This window comes from Endozoicomonas montiporae CL-33, from assembly GCF_001583435.1.
Classification (GTDB): domain Bacteria; phylum Pseudomonadota; class Gammaproteobacteria; order Pseudomonadales; family Endozoicomonadaceae; genus Endozoicomonas_A; species Endozoicomonas_A montiporae.
Genome location: NZ_CP013251.1, coordinates 4,927,441 through 4,947,905, shown reverse-complemented (window position 1 = coordinate 4,947,905; position 20,465 = coordinate 4,927,441). Strand labels below are relative to the sequence as shown.

The 20,465-nt window shown below is 49.8% G+C and carries 20 protein-coding genes; 12 read left to right on the top strand and 8 right to left on the bottom strand.

Annotated features, from left to right (window positions below):
• Positions 1-235 precede the first annotated feature (235 nt).
• From EZMO1_RS22815 to EZMO1_RS22805, 3 genes are all read left to right on the top strand, one after another.
• Positions 236-1,336, top strand: a complete 1,101-nt coding sequence (locus EZMO1_RS22815) for a histidine phosphatase family protein (protein ID WP_034877973.1) — start codon at positions 236-238, stop codon at positions 1,334-1,336.
• A gap of 186 nt (positions 1,337-1,522) precedes the next feature.
• The gene (locus EZMO1_RS22810; RefSeq protein ID WP_034877974.1) at positions 1,523-2,347 is read left to right on the top strand and encodes a hypothetical protein; all 825 of its coding nucleotides are present in this window, start codon (positions 1,523-1,525) and stop codon (positions 2,345-2,347) included.
• A 183-nt stretch (positions 2,348-2,530) separates the two neighbouring features.
• Positions 2,531-2,752, top strand: coding sequence for a DUF2835 family protein (locus EZMO1_RS22805; protein ID WP_034877975.1), 222 nt, complete (start codon positions 2,531-2,533; stop codon positions 2,750-2,752).
• 108 nt (positions 2,753-2,860) lie between these two features.
• Here the strand turns inward: EZMO1_RS22805 and EZMO1_RS22800 are convergent, their stop codons facing one another.
• From EZMO1_RS22800 to EZMO1_RS22775, 6 genes are all read right to left on the bottom strand, one after another.
• Positions 2,861-3,112 (bottom strand): YfhL family 4Fe-4S dicluster ferredoxin, encoded by a 252-nt coding sequence (locus tag EZMO1_RS22800; RefSeq protein ID WP_034877976.1) that lies wholly within the window; start codon positions 3,110-3,112, stop codon positions 2,861-2,863.
• A gap of 34 nt (positions 3,113-3,146) precedes the next feature.
• Positions 3,147-3,632, bottom strand: a complete 486-nt coding sequence (coaD, locus tag EZMO1_RS22795) for a pantetheine-phosphate adenylyltransferase (RefSeq protein WP_034877977.1) — start codon at positions 3,630-3,632, stop codon at positions 3,147-3,149.
• 145 nt (positions 3,633-3,777) lie between these two features.
• On the bottom strand, positions 3,778-5,247 hold the full coding sequence (locus tag EZMO1_RS22790; protein WP_082212278.1) for a coniferyl aldehyde dehydrogenase: 1,470 nt from the start codon (positions 5,245-5,247) through the stop codon (positions 3,778-3,780).
• A 316-nt stretch (positions 5,248-5,563) separates the two neighbouring features.
• A complete protein-coding gene (locus tag EZMO1_RS22785) occupies positions 5,564-6,652 on the bottom strand; it encodes a malate dehydrogenase (RefSeq protein ID WP_034877978.1) in 1,089 nt (362 codons plus the stop codon).
• 269 nt (positions 6,653-6,921) lie between these two features.
• Complete coding sequence (rsmD, locus tag EZMO1_RS22780) at positions 6,922-7,512, bottom strand: 16S rRNA (guanine(966)-N(2))-methyltransferase RsmD (protein ID WP_034877979.1); 591 nt, start codon at positions 7,510-7,512, stop codon at positions 6,922-6,924.
• A 44-nt stretch (positions 7,513-7,556) separates the two neighbouring features.
• Positions 7,557-7,892, bottom strand: coding sequence for a hypothetical protein (locus tag EZMO1_RS22775; RefSeq protein WP_034877980.1), 336 nt, complete (start codon positions 7,890-7,892; stop codon positions 7,557-7,559).
• 192 nt (positions 7,893-8,084) lie between these two features.
• Here EZMO1_RS22775 and ftsY point away from each other — a divergent pair, with 192 nt between their 5' ends.
• The 4 genes from ftsY to rpoH all read left to right on the top strand — a co-directional run bounded on the left by ftsY (position 8,085) and on the right by rpoH (position 12,243).
• Positions 8,085-9,491, top strand: coding sequence for a signal recognition particle-docking protein FtsY (gene ftsY / locus EZMO1_RS22770; RefSeq protein WP_034877981.1), 1,407 nt, complete (start codon positions 8,085-8,087; stop codon positions 9,489-9,491).
• Positions 9,492-9,508: 17 nt separating this feature from the next.
• Complete coding sequence (ftsE, locus tag EZMO1_RS22765) at positions 9,509-10,177, top strand: cell division ATP-binding protein FtsE (RefSeq protein WP_034877982.1); 669 nt, start codon at positions 9,509-9,511, stop codon at positions 10,175-10,177.
• A 2-nt stretch (positions 10,178-10,179) separates the two neighbouring features.
• Positions 10,180-11,226 carry a permease-like cell division protein FtsX gene (gene ftsX / locus EZMO1_RS22760; RefSeq protein WP_051790412.1) on the top strand — a complete coding sequence of 349 codons (1,047 nt, stop codon included), beginning with the start codon at positions 10,180-10,182 and terminating at the stop codon, positions 11,224-11,226.
• Between the two features lie 162 nt (positions 11,227-11,388).
• The gene (gene rpoH, locus EZMO1_RS22755) at positions 11,389-12,243 is read left to right on the top strand and encodes an RNA polymerase sigma factor RpoH (protein ID WP_034877983.1); all 855 of its coding nucleotides are present in this window, start codon (positions 11,389-11,391) and stop codon (positions 12,241-12,243) included.
• 51 nt (positions 12,244-12,294) lie between these two features.
• On the opposite strand, the gene EZMO1_RS22750 is transcribed toward rpoH, so the two are convergent.
• Positions 12,295-13,815, bottom strand: a complete 1,521-nt coding sequence (locus tag EZMO1_RS22750) for a YifB family Mg chelatase-like AAA ATPase (protein WP_082212279.1) — start codon at positions 13,813-13,815, stop codon at positions 12,295-12,297.
• Positions 13,816-13,938: 123 nt separating this feature from the next.
• The gene (locus tag EZMO1_RS22745) at positions 13,939-14,277 is read right to left on the bottom strand and encodes an accessory factor UbiK family protein (protein ID WP_051790413.1); all 339 of its coding nucleotides are present in this window, start codon (positions 14,275-14,277) and stop codon (positions 13,939-13,941) included.
• A gap of 337 nt (positions 14,278-14,614) precedes the next feature.
• On the opposite strand from EZMO1_RS22745, the gene glnK reads away from it, so the two are divergent.
• From glnK to EZMO1_RS22720, 5 genes are all read left to right on the top strand, one after another.
• The gene (gene glnK, locus EZMO1_RS22740; protein ID WP_034877984.1) at positions 14,615-14,953 is read left to right on the top strand and encodes a P-II family nitrogen regulator; all 339 of its coding nucleotides are present in this window, start codon (positions 14,615-14,617) and stop codon (positions 14,951-14,953) included.
• A 187-nt stretch (positions 14,954-15,140) separates the two neighbouring features.
• Positions 15,141-16,340, top strand: coding sequence for an ammonium transporter (locus EZMO1_RS22735; protein WP_051790415.1), 1,200 nt, complete (start codon positions 15,141-15,143; stop codon positions 16,338-16,340).
• A 388-nt stretch (positions 16,341-16,728) separates the two neighbouring features.
• Complete coding sequence (locus tag EZMO1_RS22730; protein WP_034877986.1) at positions 16,729-17,955, top strand: L-lactate MFS transporter; 1,227 nt, start codon at positions 16,729-16,731, stop codon at positions 17,953-17,955.
• A gap of 82 nt (positions 17,956-18,037) precedes the next feature.
• On the top strand, positions 18,038-18,868 hold the full coding sequence (locus tag EZMO1_RS22725) for an AraC family transcriptional regulator (RefSeq protein ID WP_034877987.1): 831 nt from the start codon (positions 18,038-18,040) through the stop codon (positions 18,866-18,868).
• Positions 18,869-18,978: 110 nt separating this feature from the next.
• Positions 18,979-20,340, top strand: a complete 1,362-nt coding sequence (locus tag EZMO1_RS22720; RefSeq protein ID WP_034877988.1) for an MATE family efflux transporter — start codon at positions 18,979-18,981, stop codon at positions 20,338-20,340.
• The last annotated feature ends 125 nt before the right edge of the window (positions 20,341-20,465 follow it).

Here is a 20,465-nt window from a genome sequence, read left to right as displayed (position 1 = left end):
CATTCTGAATCACTGAAGCTGCGTTGGAACTCCTCGCAATACCCAAAGGGCACAAGTAGCTCGCTATTACTTGTCGTTCCGCCTTTATGCCCTTCAGGGTATTGTTCCGCAATCCAGAATGACTTGCTCATGGTCATATTTAGAAAGCGGAATTGGAATAATCACAGTGAACACTGGTTAATCAGAAAATTTTTTCTATTCTGTGCGCAAGGCTAATTCTAAAGCGAACAGAATAATGAATAATCTTTCTGGCCGGAATGTGTTGTTTGTTTTTATGGCAGCCATTCACCTGTTGCCCCATCTTGCCATTGCGGATACACCGGATTTTTTGATCAGTCTGGTGCGTCATGGTGATCGCTCTCCCAGGGTTCCCCTGAATGAGGAACTCTGGCCTATGGGTAAAGGCGAGTTGACCGTCGAGGGGACCAGACAATGTTTCGAACTGGGAAAAAACCTCAGGCAGCGTTATTTTCAGGATAACCTTCCGGCAACCTGGCACAGTGGTTATAGCCGTCATATCGCAAAAGGACTGAATCGCACTATTCAGTCTGCCAATGCCATCCTGCAGGGATTTTATCCCGCTGGTGTTGCACCCACTGGACTGCCAGATCAAACACAGATTCCGCCACTGTTTGCTTATCCGCCGGAATCTGATTTCTTATTCAGCGCCCATCACATCTGCCCGGGCTTTGTAAATCGCATGGAGTCACTGGAAGCCAGCGATGAATGGCAAAAAAAAAGAGCCAGTTACGGAACACGTTTTTCATATTGGGCTGAAGTCGCTAACAAGCCAAAACAGATTTACTCCCTGATACCTCTGATGGATGCGCTTCTTATACGCAAGCTCTATAACATCCCGCTGCCTGACAAACTGACTCCTGAAGATCAGGAGCAGTTACTGGGTCTGCTGGACTGGTTTTTTCAGAAGCTGGTTCAGGATCAGGAAATGTTGCAACTGCTGAGTGGCAACTTTATTCAGGAACTCGTCAAAACGCTGAGTAACTATCAATCCTGTCAGGGAAAAAGTTGCGAACGCTTTGTGCTGTATGTTGCCAGTGATATTAACCTGCTGACTTTTCTGGCGATTATGGGGTTGCCCCGATCGGAAAACGTCGGTTATGGCGCTCATCTGGACATTGTTGTAAAGGGTTATCAGGGGAAGCACACGGTTAAACTCATGCTGAATAATGAGCTTCTGGCCTTGCCTGCCTGTGGTGTCGATTGCTCGCTTGAACAACTTTTATCTCTATTCAGACAAAAACTTCCGCAGAACTGGCAGGCATTATGTTCTTTTGGGACAGGAGTACAGCTTAAAAACAGCCTTTTTAAGTATTAGTTCAGAGTATTCCGACCAGAAAAGAAAATGGTTCATTTTGTGAACTATATTTACTCAGCCCCGTCAAACGATGGTGAACAAATACTAAATCGAGCCTGCATCGTTGTTATCCCGGCTGAGTTATAGGAATTCCCTGTCACCGTGAGGCAAAGATACCCAGTGCTTAATCCCCGGAAGGAGAATTGAATGCGTAAAGTTGTTTCGGTAGGTCTTCTGCCCGCAGTGGCTGTTTTAGCCATTTTGCAGGGATGCAGCAAGCCTAAAGAATGCCCAAAAGTGGCTCCGGTGGTTGATGACAGCCGTGTCATTACTGCTGAAGAATCTTATGACTGTTCTGTGGTTGACAGCAGTAATCCGTTGAAACAGGTATGGTGCGAGGCCAAAGCTTTGTTTGATGCCAGTTCTGTGGCAGCTGATCAAGAGGCTTTTGGCACTTTCCTGACTGGCTTTCGTCAGGGTATCAACGATGCCCGCCGTGCTGAGGCCAGCACTGTGAGCCGGGAAGCGCTGGAAGGGCAGAATGAGAAGCCTCTCGAGGCTGGCTATCGCGCCGGTTACAATGGCGTCGTAAAACAGCTGGGCTTTCTTGAATATGACTGCCGGGATGGCAAACAGGCCAGTGAATATAAGGATCGCTGGTGTGAAGCTGAGGATGCCTATCGGGTTGCCGGTGTTGGCAACAGCGATAATCCATTCCTGAAAGGTCGTTTCATCGATGGTTACATGGCAGGCGGACGTGTTGCCCTGACGGTGCCAACCTCCATGGAATCCTTCTTTAGTGGTGAAAACCCCGAAGGCAAGCAACCGGCGATTTTCCGGCCTGAAGGGGAGCAGCAGGAAGAGCAGAAAGCGACTGATATTGCGTTCTACCGTGGTTTCGATGAAGGTTACAAGGCCATGATTGCCAGCATCCGCGAGTCTATTAATCAGGTTATGCAGCAGATGCAGATTCCGGATAATATGCAAATGCCGGAAGGTCTTATGCCTCCTGAGCCTGATCAGGGGCAGTAAACCACTGGCCTGATTGATGAAAGCCCAAATGCTTTAATGGCATTTGGGCTTTTTTATATTCTGATGAACAACTTCTAAGCCTTTTGCATCAATGAATTATGCTTTTTTCACACAGGCAGAAGATAAGCTGATAACCTGCTAAATTTTACTATATAAGCTAATCATTCACGGGATGGAGGCAGCATGCACACGGCAGTGTTTTCAATCAGTCTGAACTCTGAGCAGGTTCTGCTCTATTACAAAGGAAAAAAACATCGTGTTCAGGTGCGAACCAGAGAAGGGTTTACCATGAGTCTGCCTTACGACATCCTGCTTCAACACGTTACCCGCGAAGGCATTCACGGAACGTTTGAAATATCCTATAGCAACGACGGTAAGCTGGGTGATCTGCGCAGGTTGAGTTAGTTGACTATTCAATAGCTGCTACTAACAGCTGCGATTGCTATAACTTTCAAATACAAACAAAAGAGGCATTGTCAGAAACAATGCCTCTTTTGTTTTAGCCGTCTGAGATCAGGCTGCGCTGGTGATGATGGTGTATTTTTCCATCAACTCCTCTTTGGATTCCTTGTGCTCAGGATCCAGCTCAATGCAGTCCACAGGGCAGACGTTCTGACACTGTGGTTCATCGTAATGACCCACACACTCGGTACACAGTGTCGGGTCAATTTCATAGATTTCATCTCCCGGGGAGATGGCGCTGTTTGGGCACTCGGGTTCGCAAACGTCGCAGTTGATGCAATCGTCAATAATGACTAAAGCCATGGGGGTCTTCTCCGAAAAGCCTGTTCGGACTCATTCAGTCTTTCTGACCGTACTTCTCAGCCAGAGCCTTGCCAACGCAAGGGTCTACAAAATTCGTAATGTCTCCGCCCAGGGAAGCGATTTCACGCACCAGAGTAGAAGAGATATACGAATACTGCTCGGCAGGGGTCAGGAACAGGCTGTCTACAGTTGGCGCCAGAACACGGTTCATGTTCGCCATCTGAAATTCATACTCAAAATCAGAGACAGCGCGTAAACCCCGAAGGATTACGGTTGCCTGCTGCTCTTCCAGAAAGTTTGCCAACAGGGAGCTAAAGCCGGTGACCTTGACATTATCAAGGTGAGCAGTGCTTTCCTCGGCCAGCCGAACCCTTTCATTCAGATCAAATAACGGTTGTTTTTTGGGGCTGGCAGCCACCGCAATAACCACTTCGTCGAAGATGCGAGCGGCGCGCTCGACCAGATCCATATGGCCTTTCGTGATCGGGTCAAAAGTGCCAGGATAGATAACTTTGCTCATTGAAAGTGCTTTTCCTGCTGTACCCTCCTGAGCGGAGGTTGTGTTAGCAAATCAGGGCACAATCGTAACGAAATCAGCCTTCAGGCTCAAATTTATAACCCTGGACAAGCCTCCCGGGGCGACTCAACGGTAGAGCTGGTGGCTACTATGATGAAATAAATTTCAGGATAGCCTTCTTGAGCTTGGTGTTGTGGGGAGGAAACACCAGCTTTGCAGAGTTAAACCGCCCTTTGGACAGTACCGATTTGGCTTTACTGAAGGTCAGAAATCCTTCATGCCCATGATAATGCCCCATGCCTGACGGACCGATTCCGCCAAATGGCATGTCGTCAATGGCCACGTGCATCAACGTTTCATTGATGCAGACACCGCCGGAATGTGTTGCTTGCTGAACCTGTTCCTGACGTTCTTTGCTGGAGCCAAAGTAATACAGCGCCAGAGGGCGTGGTCGGGCACGAATAAATTCAATACCTTCGTTGAGATTTTCGATGGCAATGACGGGAAGCAGTGGACCGAATATTTCCTGCTGCATCACTTCCATATCGTCTGTTGCATTCACGATAAGGTGTGGAGGCATGCGACGGGAACCGTCTGTAATGCTTTCATCATCCAGAGTCACCACGGTTGCCCCTTTGTCTTTCGCATCCTGAATTAACGACTGAAGACGCTCATGCTGACGCTCATTGATGATCGCGGAATAGTCCGGGTTGCCACTGACCGTTGGGTACATGGTGCGGAACGCTTTTATATAGGCGTCAATGAACGCCTGCTGCTGTGACTTTTCAATGAGGATATAATCCGGCGCCACACAGGTTTGACCGGCATTCAGGGATTTGCCATAGCAGATGCGCTCAACGGCTTCCTGCAATGGAAAGTCATTATCCACAAGCACTGGTGATTTGCCGCCCAGCTCCAGGGTGACAGGTGTAAGGTTGTCGGCAGCGGCGCGCATGACATGCTTGCCAACCGATGTAGAACCGGTAAATAACAGGTGATCAAAAGGCAGTTTCGAGAACGCGGCGGCAACGTCGGCCTCGCCATTCACCACAGTGATGAGATCTTCCGGAAAGGTTTTGGCAATAATCTCTGTCGTCAGTTTTGACGTTTCCGGAGTAAATTCGGACAGTTTCAACATGCATCGATTGCCAGCCGACAAAGCCGCGACTAACGGCCCCATAGCCAGAAACAACGGGTAATTCCAGGGCACAATAATGCCGACAACGCCAACCGGCTGATAAAGGACCTTGGCAGAAGCTGGCTGCAGATGCAGAGGCACACTACGACGGCTCGGTTTCATCCATTTCTTCAGGTGCTTGCTCCCATAAGCAATATCTCCCAGAGAAGACATAAATTCTGCTATCAGTGTTTCATTGCGGGAGCGTCCGCCAAAGTCAGCGTCAATAGCCTGAATCAGTTCTTCCTTATGATTAAGCAGAGCCTGTTTGAGTTGTTGCAGCCAGCCGCGGCGTTCTGAGGCAGAAGGGCAGGGGTTTTGAAGGAAAGCTTTGCGCTGTTTGTGTAACAGTCCTGTCAGTGTACTTTCCGTGTCTAAAGCCGGTATTCCGGTCACACTGGTGGTGGTTCTATTATTGTTTTCCAGAACAATTTCACTCATGGTCTGCTGTCCTCCAATGGTAGAGAGCCAGTGTGCCAGAGATTGAATTGAAAGCTCAATGGTTAAAGGGTGAAATTTGTCACTTCAGGGAGGATTGAGGATGTTAGCCCCGGACGGAGCTAACATTGTATGGGCTTGTACCCATTGGATTTGGAGATGTGGGTAGGCGGCAAACGAGCGAAGCCCCGTTATCTCCACGGATGGAGTGTATGTGCTGAGCAACGCTGGGAGCGTTGCCAGTGAGCCTGCGAATAGTAGGTGATTGGGGTGAGCAAGAGCAGCCAACACCCCCACATCTTCAAAGGCGATGGGTATATCAGCAGATACGATCCGCTTTGTAGTATGCAGAAGCAGCATCAACACCGTTGTCAAACTGGGTCTGACCGTCGGTAGACGTTCTCAGGTTTTCACGGCTTTCAGCAGTGTCAGCTGGCAGCAGATGATCAACAGCTGCTTTTTCTTCCAGCAGTTCCTGCTCGGTCTTCTTCATCATGGACTGGCCGTATTCGTTCACTTCCAGATCTTTAACAATCTGGTAGCTGCCGAATTCACAGATGCACGGGAAGGAGTAGTAAATGCCTTTGGCTACGCCGTAGCTGCCATCGGAAATGATACCCATGCTGACAATCTTGCCTTCGCTGCCCAGTGCCCAGTCACGCATGTGATCCAGACCCGCCTGTGCGGCAGATGCGGCAGAAGACAGACCACGCCATTCAATGATTTCAGCGCCACGCTTCTGGATGCGAGGAGTGAATTCGGTTTTGTACCAGCTTTCATCAATCTGATCGATAACCGACTCGCCCAGAGCGGTTGCATTGTGCAGATCCGGGTACATGGTTGGGGAGTGGTTGCCCCAAACGGTTACACCGTCGATGTCAGACGGGTTTACACCCAGCTTGTTGCCCAGGATGCCCAGTGAACGGTTGTGGTCCAGACGGGTCATGGCACAGAACTGGGATGGATCCAGATCAGGAGCATTACGGGACAGGATCAGACAGTTGGTGTTGGCCGGGTTACCGATAACCAGGGCTTTTACATCGCGGTTTGCTACGTCGTTCAGTGCCTTGCCCTGTTCAGAGAAGATGGCAGCATTGGCTTCCAGAAGGTCTGCACGCTCCATGCCCTTGGAGCGAGGACGGGCGCCAACCAGCATGGCGTAATGAATGCCCTTGAACCCATCGAATGGATTGTCGTGCAGGGTAATACCGTGAACCAGTGGGAATGAGCAGTCTTCCAGCTCCATGGCGACACCGCGCAGCTTGTCCATCGCCTGTGGAATCTCAACCAGTTGCAGGATAACTGGCTGATCTGTACCCAGCATTTCACCGGCAGCAATCTTGAACAGCAGAGAATAGCTGATGTTGCCAGCTGCGCCGGTCACCGCAATGCGTACAGGTTGTTTCATGAAACCGCTCCTTAGGTTTTATAAATACAATAGGTTTGAAATCGTTATGAGCCGGCATCTTAAGTCGAACCGGCAATACTTTTTTTGATCAGGATCAGCGCAGTGAAGATTACTTAGATAAATGGGGCGCGTCCACTATTTGGTCGGCTTTAAAGTGTGGCAAAGAGGGAGAATCTGAGGGTTTTTGTCTTCGAATGTTCGGTATTTTGAGGGATGGATAATGCGCCCTCTTCATGAGTCGGATTTGATGGAAAGAGAGCACAGTATGTTCAGCACGACATAAGATTAAAGCTCACCTGCCCGGCCTGCTTTGATTTCAATGGTTGCCAGTTATCAGGCACTGGCAGTGGGTCCAGTTCTTTTTCTACTTCGACATAAACGATAGTCTGTTCGTGCACATAACCGTTGGTTTGTAATAAATGACAGGTTTCTTCCAGCATTCCCTGACGGAAAGGAGGGTCAAGAAAAATAACGTCAAATGCTTCTACGCAGGACTTGCTGAGAAACTGCAGGCTGTTGGTCGCCACTACCTGCCCATTGTCGGCTTTCAGCAGTGACAGATTGCTTTTTAACATCTTCACAGCAGGTGTTGCCATTTCCAGCATGACGGCTTCTTTAGCACCACGGGATAATGCTTCCAGAGACAATGCACCTGTACCGCTGAAGCAGTCCAGAACCCGTGCTCCGGGAAGGTAAGGTGCCAGCCAGTTAAAAACCGTTTCACGTACCCGGTCAGACGTCGGACGCAGCCCGGGAAGGTCAGCAACGGGCAGCTTTCTGCCACGCCAATCACCGGCAATAATACGAATCTGACCACTTCCGCCTCTGGAAGAGGCTTTGCCGGGCGTTTTTCTTGCCATTAGTGCAATCTCTAAACAATCAAAGGAGGGCGATTGTAGCAAAATCACGGTTCAAAGGAGATAACCAGAGGTTTGCTGGTGTTTGTGAGTTGTTTGAGCAGTGGTGTTTTTGCAGGGATATATTCAGAGCAGGAGAAGCCCGGAAGGTTTGGATGAGCATTGGAGAAGCTGATTCGAACATTGATGTGGGAGCCGGATTCACAGGCAATAGCCCCCAGTGTTTGTTGTTTCAGGCTCGCCCGGTGTTCAGGTTTACCCTGATTACCCGCCATTTTTTCAGGCACAGGCAATGGAAAAGCAGCCAGAAGCAATACGCCCGCTACTACAATAAGGCTCCAAATCAGCATTCTGGAGTTTGATAAAGGCTGTTCCTGTTCCATGCGTTTTTCCGGTGGTTGATTCCATGCCGTGCCTGTTTTTCCTCACAACAACTCAGTTGCAGGGGATTAGACTCCGTAAGGGCAGGGAAAGTTCGTTTCTTGCAAACGTGATTTAAGATAGGATACGCACTTGATTTATACCCACTGCAAATTCGGCAGTGGCCTATCCAAAACCATTTGATGAAGTAGTCTATGTTCGGTTCTCGCAAAAATGATGAGAAGAAGGCCAAGCGACGTTTTTGGCCCTGGGGACGCAGGGAGGAGAAAACCCAAGCCCCGGAAACCGTGGACAATACCCAGGATAATGTTGAAGCAGCGGCAGAGCCCGTTGCTGAGTCTATTGTTGAAGCGCCAGTAGAACCTGTTGTTGAGCGTAATGAGCAGGTTCCCACTGAGGTGGTTGCTCCTGTCGAGCCGGAACAGGCTGATGAACCTGCTGCTGAGCAGCCGGAAGTGGCAGCACTGTCTGAAGCGGTGGTGGCTGAGCCAGAAGAAATAGAAGAGCCTCAAAAAGTTGAAACGATTGTTGAAGAGGCTGAACCGGTACAGGAAGCTCCTGTAGAGCCAGAGCCAGAGCCAGAGCCAGAGCCAGAGCCAGAGCCAGAGCCAGAGCCAGAGCCAGTTCAGGATGTTGCTGTTGCTCCTCAGCCTGAACCTAAGGAAGAAAAGCTCGGTTTCTTTGCCCGCATGAAGAAAGGGCTCAGCAAAACCCGAACCGCTCTGGTTGAGGGTGTGGCTGATATCTTCATTGGTAAAAAGGAGATCGACGACGATCTGCTGGAAGAACTGGAAACCCAGTTGTTGGTAGCAGACGTTGGTGTTGAAGCAACCACCGAGATCATCAAGCGACTGACTCAGCGTGTCAGCCGTAAAGAGCTGGACGATGCCGACGCGCTGATGGAAGCTCTGAAGCAGGAACTCCAGGGCATTCTGGTGCCTGCAGACAAACCATTGGTGATTGATGGGCAAAAAGCCCCGTTTGTCATGTTGGTGGTCGGTGTTAATGGTGTGGGCAAAACCACAACCATTGGCAAGGTGGCACGCAAACTTCAGGCGGAAGGTAAAAGCGTGATGTTGGCGGCGGGCGATACGTTCCGTGCCGCTGCGGTTGAACAGCTTCAGGTGTGGGGCGAGCGCAATAACATTCCAGTAGTAGCCCAGCACACTGGTGCTGACAGTGCTTCTGTCATTTACGATGCATTCGAAGCGGCTAAAGCTCGTGGTGTTGATGTTCTGATTGCTGATACCGCCGGTCGTCTGCACAACAAAGACAACCTGATGGAAGAGCTGAAGAAAGTGAAGCGGGTGTTGGGTAAGCTGGACGACAGCGCGCCGCACGAAACCCTGCTGGTGCTGGATGCCGGTACGGGTCAGAATGCCCTGAATCAGGCCAAAATCTTCAATGAAGCGGTTGAACTGTCTGGTCTGGCTCTGACCAAGCTGGATGGTACTGCAAAAGGCGGTGTTATTTTTGCCCTGTCCAAACAGATGCAGCTGCCCATTCGTTTTCTGGGTGTGGGTGAGCAGATTGACGATTTGCGACCATTTAATGCCAGCGAATTTGTTGAAGCCCTTTTCGACAGAAAATCTGATACCTAACGTAAGCAGGATGCTGAATGATACGCTTTGACAATGTCTGCAAGCGTTACCCGGGAGGGCATGTGGGGCTGGAGAATGTCAGCTTCCACCTGCGCCGGGGTGAGATTGCCTTTCTCACAGGTCACTCCGGAGCGGGTAAAAGTACCCTGCTCAAGTTGATTATGCGCATGGAGCAGGCCACCAGTGGTCAGGTGCTGGTGGGTGGACATAACGTTAAAGACCTGAATCACGGTCAGGTTCCCTATTTTCGGCGGAACATCGGGCTGGTGTTTCAGGATCATCAGCTACTGTTTGATCGCTCTGTCTTCGATAATGTTGCCCTGCCGCTGACGATTGCCGGTGTTTCCCGTGAAGAAGCTGCCGGTCGGGTGCGCGCTGCACTGGATATGGTCGGTTTGCTTAACAAGGAAAAAATGCTGCCTTCTTCCCTGTCGGGTGGACAGCAGCAGAGGGTGGGTTTGGCTCGTGCCGTGGTGAATCGCCCTCCGGTGATTCTGGCTGATGAACCTACCGGTAACCTTGACCCGAATCTCTCTGCCGAAGTAATGAAACTGTTTGAGAACTTTAACCAGATTGGCGTTACCGTACTGATTGCCAGTCATGATCTTGCGCTGGTGGCTCGTATGCGGCACCGGGTGCTGACTCTGGATCAGGGGTTGCTGGTGAATGATCAGGAGGTGGCCTGATCATGTTTCCCAGAAAAGGTCGTCGTAACGGCTCACGAAGCGACAGCAAGGCTCGCAAACCAGCCAAAAGCCCGGATATCAGGCAGGAATCTGATGCCGAGCGAGGCGCTGCAAAGCACGAAGCCGGTGGCTTCAGTTTTACTTACCTGAAAGCGCTGCACCGACAGAATGCGGTTGAATCCTTCCGCCGGTTGATTCAGGCACCAGTGTCCACACTGCTGAACTGTTTAATGATTGGTGTCGCGTTTGCACTGCCTGCCCTGATGTATCTGTTGATTGCTAATCTGCAGGTGCTGGGTAATGGCTGGGAAGGTAATCCCCGTATTTCTGTTTATCTTGATGCCGACCTGAATCGCTCGCAAATTGCCAATATTCGCGCTGAAATTGCCAACGATCCGGATGTGGATTCTATAGCCTACATCTCTCCTGATGAAGGCTTGCAAGAGTTTCAGCAGAAAACCGATATGCAGGGGGTCGTTAATGCTCTTGGGTTTAATCCTTTACCCGGAGTGATTGAAGTCTTGCCCATTCCCGGCCTGACCTATGAAGAAATGGATGGGTTGGCAGAACGCTACCAGAACGTTTCCGGTATTCTGGAGTCAAAACTCGACAGGGAATGGGTACAGCGTTTGCAGTCTATTGTTGATCTGCTGGATCAATTTGCCCTGTTGTTGTCACTATTGCTGGGGATTACCGTTATTCTGGCGATAGGTAATACTGTGCGTTTGGGTATTGAAAGCCGGCGTGATGAGATAAAAGTTATCAAGCTGGTGGGCGGTACCGATGGCTTTGTGATGCTGCCTTTCCTTTATGCCGGAGTATGGTACGGGTTGGGTGGAGCCCTTCTGGCTTACCTGGTTTCCTGGGCGGTTTTGTTGGGTTTAATGTCTAATGTATTGGAGCTGGCTGGCCTGTATGGCAGTTCATTTGCCCCGAAAGGGCCGGGAATCAGCGTTCTGCTAACCCTGATATTCAGTGGTATTGTATTGGGTGTCGCAGGCGCAGCAGTCAGCTGTCAGCGTCATATTCGCAATATTGACATGACGTAAAGATGGAGTTGGTCACTGTAAATGGGGCAATAATCCTGTAAAGTGACTGGCTTCAGAAATGGTAAATTTTGATATAATGGGAAATGATATTTTCCATTGACGCCTTTATTAAGGTCGGAATGATTAGATGAGTGCCTGTATTGCACTCCACTGGAGTTAATTATGGGAACCAGTCTTCAACCAGTTGATATGTTAGTGCCAGGACGCAATATTGAAGCGTACATGCAGGGCGTTAGCAGCATTGCTGTGTTGTCTGCTGAAGAAGAGCGTTCTATCGCAGATCGCCTTTACTATAAAAATGATCTTGAAGCTGCCCGCCAGCTGGTTATGTCGCACCTGCGTTTTGTCGTGCATATTGCCAAAAGCTATACCGGTTATGGCCTGCCGATTTCCGACCTGGTTCAGGAAGGCAATGTAGGTCTGATGAAGGCAGTAAAACGTTTTAATCCTGAAGTTGGTGTACGTCTGGTGTCTTTTGCTGTGCACTGGATTAAAGCGGAAATTCACGAATATATTCTGAAAAACTGGCGAATTGTCAAAATCGCCACCACCAAGGCCCAGCGTAAACTGTTCTTCAACCTGCGCAGCTCCAAAAAGCGTCTTTCCTGGTTCACCAGCGACGAAGTCAAGTCGGTGGCCAACGATCTGGGGGTAGAGCCTAACGTCGTGCGGGAAATGGAAGGTCGTATGGCGGGGCAGGATACAGCCTTTGATGGCTATGCAACAGACGACGATGATCATGCTTATCAGGCGCCTGCTCATTATCTGGAAGACAAAAGCCACGATCCGGCCACATTGCTGGAAGACAGTGACTGGTCGCAGTCATCCGTTAATATGTTGCGTAACGCACTGGCACAGCTGGATGAGCGCAGTCAGGACATTCTCCAGCAACGCTGGTTGAGTGAAGAAAAAGCGACCCTCCATGAGCTGGCAGATAAATACGGTGTGTCTGCCGAGCGTATTCGTCAGCTTGAGAAGAATGCAATGAAAAAGGTGAAGCTGGCTATTTCAGCCTGAATCTTGCCTTGGGGGAGTGACAGGTAAAAACATACTGCCGATCACTTTAGGCTATTTTTGCAGGCGTTCCCGATCAAGCTTTCGGTAATGAATGGCCTCTGCCAGATGATTTTTCTGAATCTGCTTCTGTTCATCAATGTCTGCCAGAGTACGAGCTACCCTGAGAATACGATGTACGGCTCTGGCCGAATACCCCAGTTTGTCACAGAGACTGGTCAGAAAGGTTTGCTGTGCTTCATCCAGTTTGCAGTGTTGGTTAATTTCATGGGCTGACAGACGCGCATTGGTCTTTCCCTGTCGTTTGAATTGTCGTGCTCTGGCTTTAACTACCAGATTGCGAATGGATTCACTGGAATATTCGTTGTCAGAGTTTGTCTGTTGAAACAATGTCGCTGCATTTTGTGAGGCCACTTCAATTTGCAAATCAATACGATTCAGAAGTGGGCCGGAAATTTTGCGCTGATAACGTCTGACCTGTTCGGGAGAGCACTCGCAACTTCGGCGAGAATCACCCAGATAACCACAGGGACAGGGATTCATGGCAGTGACTAGCTGAAACGCTGCAGGAAAGGTTGCCTGCCCTTTGGCGCGGGCAATAAGCACTTCTCCGGTTTCCAGAGGTTCGCGTAGCACTTCCAGTGCCAGCCTCTGAAACTCAGGCAATTCGTCAAGAAACAGTACGCCGTGATGCGCATACGATATTTCACCGGGACGTGGGTGTGTACCGCCTCCCACCAGTGAAACGGCAGATGACGTATGATGCGGGTTCCTGAACGGACGCTGCTTCCATCCTACGGGCTGCTGTTGCAGAGATAGAGAATGAATCGCCGACACTTCGAGAGCTTCATCGTCCGATAGTTCTGGCAGAATACCCGGTAAACGGCTGGCCAGCATGGTTTTCCCCGTTCCCGGTGGTCCGAAAAACAACAGGTGGTGTCCGCCTGCCGCAGCGGTGGCGAGTGCCCGCTTTGCTTGCTGTTGTCCCTTAACGTCAGATAAATCCGGATAAATGAAGGTTTCAGTACTGTCCAGATGTGTAATGACCGGTTCTAACACGGTTTGTCCGGTCAGGTGGGCACATACCTGTAACAGATTTTCCGCCCCAAATACTTCAGCTTCACGGCACAGGCTGGCGGTTTGTGCACTGTCATCAGGAATCAGCAGACGGTGAGAAGCCTGTCTGGCTGCAATGGCGGCAGGTAACGCACCGGTAATCGGACGTAGTTTTCCAGTAAGGGCAAGCTCGCCGAGAAACTCGTAGTCATTCAATGAATCCACTGGTAGCTGGCCTGATGCTGCCAGAATGCCAAGGGCAATGGGCAAATCAAACCGACCGCCTTCTTTGGGCAAATCGGCTGGTGCCAGGTTGACCGTAATCCGGCTGGTCGGAAACTCGTAACCACTGTTGATCAGTGCGCTGCGTACCCGGTCTTTGCTTTCACGCACTGCGGTTTCCGGCAAACCAACAATATTCAGTGCAGGCAGCCCGGCTGACAAGTGAACCTCTACAGTGACTGCCGGTGCTTCCAGCCCGGTTCTGGCACGAGTGTGTACAACCGCGATTTTAGACACGAAAGGCTTGCCTCTGTTTGTTGTTCGTTTTAGGGGCTGGACGGGAAGACAGGATAGCAGTGAATCAGAAGGGTGCCTGTTAATTTGCAAGCCGCCCCGGCATGGGCGGCATTATTCGTAGTTTTATTCGGATGTACCCGACATGGCAGCTTCAAGTTCTGCCACTTTCTTTTCTAGCGTTTCCAGGCGCTCGCGGGTGTGACGCAATACAGCCATCTGGGCATCGAACTCGTCCTGAGACACCAGTTCAAACTTGGTCATGGTGCTGCTGACCAGCGCTTTAATATTGTGCTCGATATCTTCAGCGGTTTTGCTTTTTTCCGCACTGAGAATCTGACCTGCCTTGCTGGCGATGTTATTGATGATGGCGGCCTTGTCGATCATGGTGGTTCCTGACGGCTTTCTGTGAATAAGGGTGACTGCCACATGCTGTACATGGCTGTTGTTATTGGTTTGGATCATATCACAGGGCAGTGATGAGGATATTTTTCTTCTTGCACATTATTGGTGCATTCTTCAAAAGCCTGCAAAAAAACAATGCACGCAAAGAGTGCAATCATTGATCATGCACCGGAAATTAGCAGTCAGTTTGCCCTGACAGCATAGGTAAAAAGTTGGCACGGCATCTGCTTTATCAACATCAGGTTCAGCAGGTCGTGAAATCGCTGAGAAAAATCATGAGGCAGGGCTTAACCGCCCATGGCGGAAGTCGTAGACTTAAGCTCCCTCCTCAACATTTCAGCTAGTTCGGCTAGCTATTTACTTTTGCCCAAGAGCTAACAAAACCCGGGAGAGATGCATGAAGTTGGTATCAGCCATTATAAAGCCCTTCAAACTCGACGATGTTCGTGAAGCATTGTCAGACATTGGCGTGCAGGGTATCACCGTCACTGAAGTAAAAGGCTTTGGTCGTCAGAAAGGTCACACCGAGCTGTACCGTGGAGCCGAATACGTTGTGGACTTTCTGCCCAAGGTAAAAATTGAAGTGGGTATTTCCGATGACCTGCTGGACCAGGTGATTGAGTCCATTTCCAAAGCGGCAAATACCGGCAAGATTGGTGACGGCAAAATTTTTGTCACCACGCTGGAGCAAGCGATTCGAATTCGTACCGGCGAAACCGGTGAAGACGCTATCTGATTAACGTCAGCAGACTGCTAATCATTATCTGCTAACCAATAACAATAAATCAGTCTGTAACGGTCGTTGTTTTTCACCTGAAAAATACGTTTACAGCAAAAGAATAATAGTGTGAATTCCTTCGGGGAGGGGACTCGTGGAAAATCTTGCTCAGGTGTCGTATGCACTCGACACATTTTATTTTCTTATGTCGGGCGCGCTGGTCATGTGGATGGCAGCGGGTTTTGCTATGCTTGAAGCCGGTCTGGTACGTTCGAAAAACACCGTTGAGATACTGACCAAAAACATTGCCCTGTTTGCCATTGCCTGCACCATGTATCTACTGTGTGGCTACGCAATCATGTATCCGGGCACCAATGAAGGTGGCATCCTGCCGGTTCTGGGCACCTTGATTGGCGGTGAAAATTCGGTTGAAGCCGTTACCGCCGGTGGCGATGATGCGCCTTACTATTCATTGCGTTCAGATTTCTTCTTCCAGGTGGTCTTTGTCGCGACTGCCATGTCCATTGTCTCTGGTGCAGTGGCTGAACGAATGAAGCTCTGGTCGTTCCTGCTGTTTGCCGTGTTTATGACTGGCTTTATCTATCCGGTTCAGGGCTTCTGGAAGTGGGGCGGCGGTTTCCTGAATGAAGCTGGTTTCCAGGACTTCGCAGGTTCCGGTGTGGTGCATATGGCGGGTGCTGCTGCGGCTCTGGCGGGTGTTCTGCTGCTGGGTGCCCGTAAAGGCAAGTATGGTAAGGATGGTTCCATCAACCCGATGCCGGGCGCTAACCTGCCGCTGGCGACTTTGGGAACCTTTATCCTCTGGCTGGGCTGGTTCGGCTTTAACGGTGGTTCCCAGCTGAAGATTTCTGATGTTGAAAACGCTAACGCTGTCGCTCAGATTTTTGTGAACACCAATGCCGGCGCTGCTGGTGGTGTGATTGCTGCGCTGATTGTTGCACGACTGCTGTTTGGTAAAGCCGATCTGACCATGGCTCTGAATGGTGCTCTGGCCGGTCTGGTAGCGATTACTGCAGAACCCCTGACTCCGTCGGCTCTGGCTGCAACCTTGATCGGTGCTGTGGGTGGCTCACTGGTTGTATTTGCCATTGTTGCTCTCGACAAGCTGCGTCTGGATGATCCGGTGGGTGCCATCTCTGTTCACGGTGTCGTCGGTATCTGGGGTCTGCTGGCTGTGCCTCTGACCAATGGTGATGCGACACTGAGCGCTCAGCTGCTGGGTATTGTTTCCATCTTCGCCTGGGTGTTCGGTGCTTCACTGGTTGTCTGGGGTGTGGTGAAAGCGGTGATTGGCCTGCGTATTACTGAAGAAGAAGAATACGAAGGCGCTGACCTGACCGAGTGTGGTATGGAAGCTTACCCTGAGTTCACTGGTAAGCAGTAAGCCTGATTATACTGACTGCTGAAACAGCAGTTGAATGTATAAAACCAGAAATGCCTCCGTTGCTGTGCTTCGGGGGCATTTTTTGTTGATAGTGCATCTGACTGAGAAAACTCTTGTAACTTTCGATATAAATATGATCTGGAGCAATACCTTTTTTGCAAAAAATAGCGATACTCCACACCGTGGCGGGTGGTCTAACATCGCTACACGCATTATAGGTCTGCCATATCGGTAAGCGTCGCCTATCTAGCCAGTCATAATCTTACTTGCTACCTCACTCGCTACCCATCACTTCTATGGCCTGATCCAAGCAACTATCAAACATCTTCCTGATACATTGTGTCGCTTTTTCGTTCAGGCAAAAAGCGATGACTAATCGAGAAAAACAATGAACCGAGCATTTAAGATCCTTATAGCGGCTGTCTTTATAAATCTGTGTGTGGGTGTTTTATACGCCTGGAGTGTCATCAGCAGGGCGTTAGTCAACCAGATGGGTTGGTCTAATGCGGAGGCTGGATTGCCTTATACGATTGCTGTCGTCACTTTTGCCCTGGGTGTACTGGCTGCGGGAAACCTGCAGGACCGGATGGGGCCTCAAAAACTCGTTATTACCGGTGTCGGTATGGTGGGACTGGGTATGCTGGCCTCATCAATGGCAACAACGCCTTTTGCACTGTTAATGACCTTTGGCGTGCTGGTGGGAACCGGTATTGGCTTCGCCTACGCCTGTCTCAGCCCGACGGCAATGAAATGGTTTCATCCTTCTAAAAAAGGCATGGTGAATGGTCTGATTGCCGGTGGTTTTGGCATGGCACCACTTTATCTTGCACCATTAAGCAGTGCCCTGATTCTCAGTATGGGCGTCAGCGCTACCTTCATGGCTTTGGGTGTTGCTGTTCTGGTGATTGGTCTGCCACTGGCGTTTACTATTGTTACTCCTCCGGCAGGTTATCAGCCAGAAGTTCCGGCTGGATACAATGAACCTGCTGGTAAAGCCGCTTCACGTAATTTCACATGGCGTGAAATGGTTCGAACCCGTCAGTTTTATTTGATGTGGATTGCGTTTGCTTTTGCTTCTTCTGCCGGTTTGATGCTGATTGGTAATATCACCAGTATTGCGTCCATTCAGGGTAATAAGACAGATGTCGCTTATTTGGTTTCTCTGTTGGCGGTGGCCAATACACTGGGCCGAATTCTTATGGGTATGCTGTCTGATAAAATTGGACGCACCCCGACCCTGTTGCTGGCGGTTGCCATGCAGACGGCTAACATGCTGATGTTTCCATACTATACAGGCGAAGCTGGCTTTATTGCGGGTGCCATTGTTGCCGGTGTCAGCTATGGCGCTTTGCTGAGTGTATTCCCGTCGATGACTGCGGACTACTTTGGTATCAAAAACTACGGCTCTAACTTCGGCGTACTGTACCTTGCCTGGGGTGCCAGTGGTTTCATGGGCCCGGTTATGGCAGGTATTGTTGTGGATGCCACTGGCGGTTATGGTCTGGCTTACAGCATTTCGGCAGTGATGCTGGCGATTGCCGGTGCCGCAGCGTTCTTCACCAAGCCGGTCAATGTGGATGAGCTGGAACAGAAGGGTATTCTGAAGGCAGCTTGACCCAATCAGCCTTTTTGATAACCCCGTTGCAATCGCTTCGGGGTTATTATTGCAAGTGTTCACGGTGAAACAGAGAACGTCAGTGAGCCATTCAATAGCACGAGTCAGCATACCGGGTGGTCGCCCTTTGAACGTACTGGAGTTCGATGACGATGATTCTTATATCCGCCCGCACCGGCATGAATACTATGAAATCATCTGGAGCATGCGCGACTTTGGCAGGCATAGCATCGACTTCGTTGAGTATCCGGTGAAGGCGCTCCGGCTATACACCATTTTTCCCGGGCAGGTTCATGAGTCCAGCCAACTGGGCGACCATGTCCGTTTGATCACCTTTAAGCCCGGCTATCTGGACAACAATGTCAAACAGAAACGGATGCTGGAAAAGGTGTTTTCATTTCATCAGTCCAGAGAGCCTTATATTGATATTGATGAAACCGCCGGTCACGAACTGGGGATGCTTTTCTCTATTCTGGTGCGTGAAAATCGCAAATCGAAACCAGACTGGGATTTGCAGGAGTCCTTGCTAAGTAGCTTTTTGTATTATCTGGCGGGTTATGCGTCTGATGGCGTCAGTGACAATGAACTGAAAGATGAACGCGTAGGGCGGCTATTGTTTTGCATCGATCAGCATTTCAGGCAGGAGCGAAAAACAGGGTTCTATGCCAGTCAACTCAACCTTACCGGAAAGCGAGTGAATGAGTTGGCTCAGAAATACCTTGGTAAAACAGTCACTACTCTAATACACGACCGTATTATTCTGGAAGCGCATCGCGAGCTGGCATTCACAACAAAAACGGTAACAACCATTGCTATAGAGCTGGGTTATGAAGACCCTTCTTATTTCTGTCGTTTTTTTCGCAGAGTCACTGGAGAATCTCCGGCTGCTTTTCGAGACCGGGTGTTTAAATAACACCATAGAATAGGCGTTCCGTCCCTTTCAGTACTTTATCCGCCGCCTGATAATACCATTCATTCATTTTATCACTGTCTTTAACTCCCTGTTCCGGGAGGTGTGTGCGTATGTCTAAAAAAACGATAAATCTGCATGAAGATCCGGTGCGCTCTTCATTTTACCGGTACTTATTACCGGCTCTTTCCGGCATGTTGATTAAATCCCTGTTTATTATGGGTGATGCCTGGTTTGTGGGTCGAGGTGTAGGATCAGAAGGGTTGGGAGCGATCTCTCTGACCATGCCGTTCTTTTCATTTTTCACTGCCGTTGCCATGATGATCGGTATTGGTGGTGCAGCGTTAATGTCCATTGAGTTTGGTAAAAATAATCTGAAGGAAGGCCAGACACTTTTTACCCAGTCACTGTTGTTTACTGCAATCATTGCAGTGGTTCTGGTAGCAGCGGGTCTGTACTGGCTTGAAGATATGATGGCACTGGTCGGCGCCCGGGGTTATATGGCTGAACTGGCCAACGAATACCTTGGTTTGATGCTCAAATTTTTCGTGATTTATGCACTGGCCTGGGTGCTGTCCTGCTTTGTTCGCAATGATACCAACCCCAGACTGGCTATGTATGCCATGTCGGGTGGTGCAGTAGCTAACCTGTTGCTGGATTATGTGTTTGTTCTACGGTTTGGCTGGGGTATGACGGGTGCTGCACTCGCTACCGGTCTTTCACAGATTCTGATTATATGCATTTTGCTCACACACTTTATCAGTAAGCGTGGCCATCTGCGCATCAGTTTTGCCGGTCTGGGTTTTGATAAGGTGCGCGGCATACTGAAAATTGGTACGCCCACCTTTTTTATTGAATTGACTTCTGCCATGACCATTATGCTGTTCAATATTGTCTTGTTGAATCAGTACGGCGAAGGTCATGTAGTTGCCTATGGGCTGACTGCCAATGTGGGTGTGTTTGCACTGTTCACTATGGTGGGTATTGGTCAGGCCTGTCAGCCGATCATCAGCTTTAACCACGGCGCGCAAAACGGCGTGCGGGTTCGGGAAACGCTGTTTTTAGGTTTACGTTCAGCACTTGTTTGTGGTGTGTGCTTTCTCGTTATTGCCTGGTTTGCAGCAGAGTCCATTGCACGTTTCTATATTGTCGGCAGACCTGAACTGATTGAACTGGCAACAACAGCGCTGCGATTTTATTTTCTGGCTCCACCGCTGATGGGGCTGAATATGATCGTTGCCAACCTGTTTCAGGCGACGGCACAACCCAATCAGGCGACACTGCTGTCGCTCGGGCGGGGGTTTGTGTTTGTGGTTCTGGGTATTATCGTGTTGCCCCGATTCTTTCCTGAAAATGGCATCTGGGCCAGTATTCTGTTTGCAGAAACGCTTACGGCCCTGTTCAGTGTATTGATGCTGTGGCAGTTCTTGAAGCGCAGCAGGCTGCAGTTAACCTGCGCAGCTCAAACGCTATAAAACGACAGACTAAAGAAAGAGTGAAGAACCTTCCGCTTGTTCATGATTATCAGAAACCATGAGCAGGCGGAAGGTTTTCATGTTTAGGTACTTATCTCATGGTTAGATTGCATGCCATGGAAACA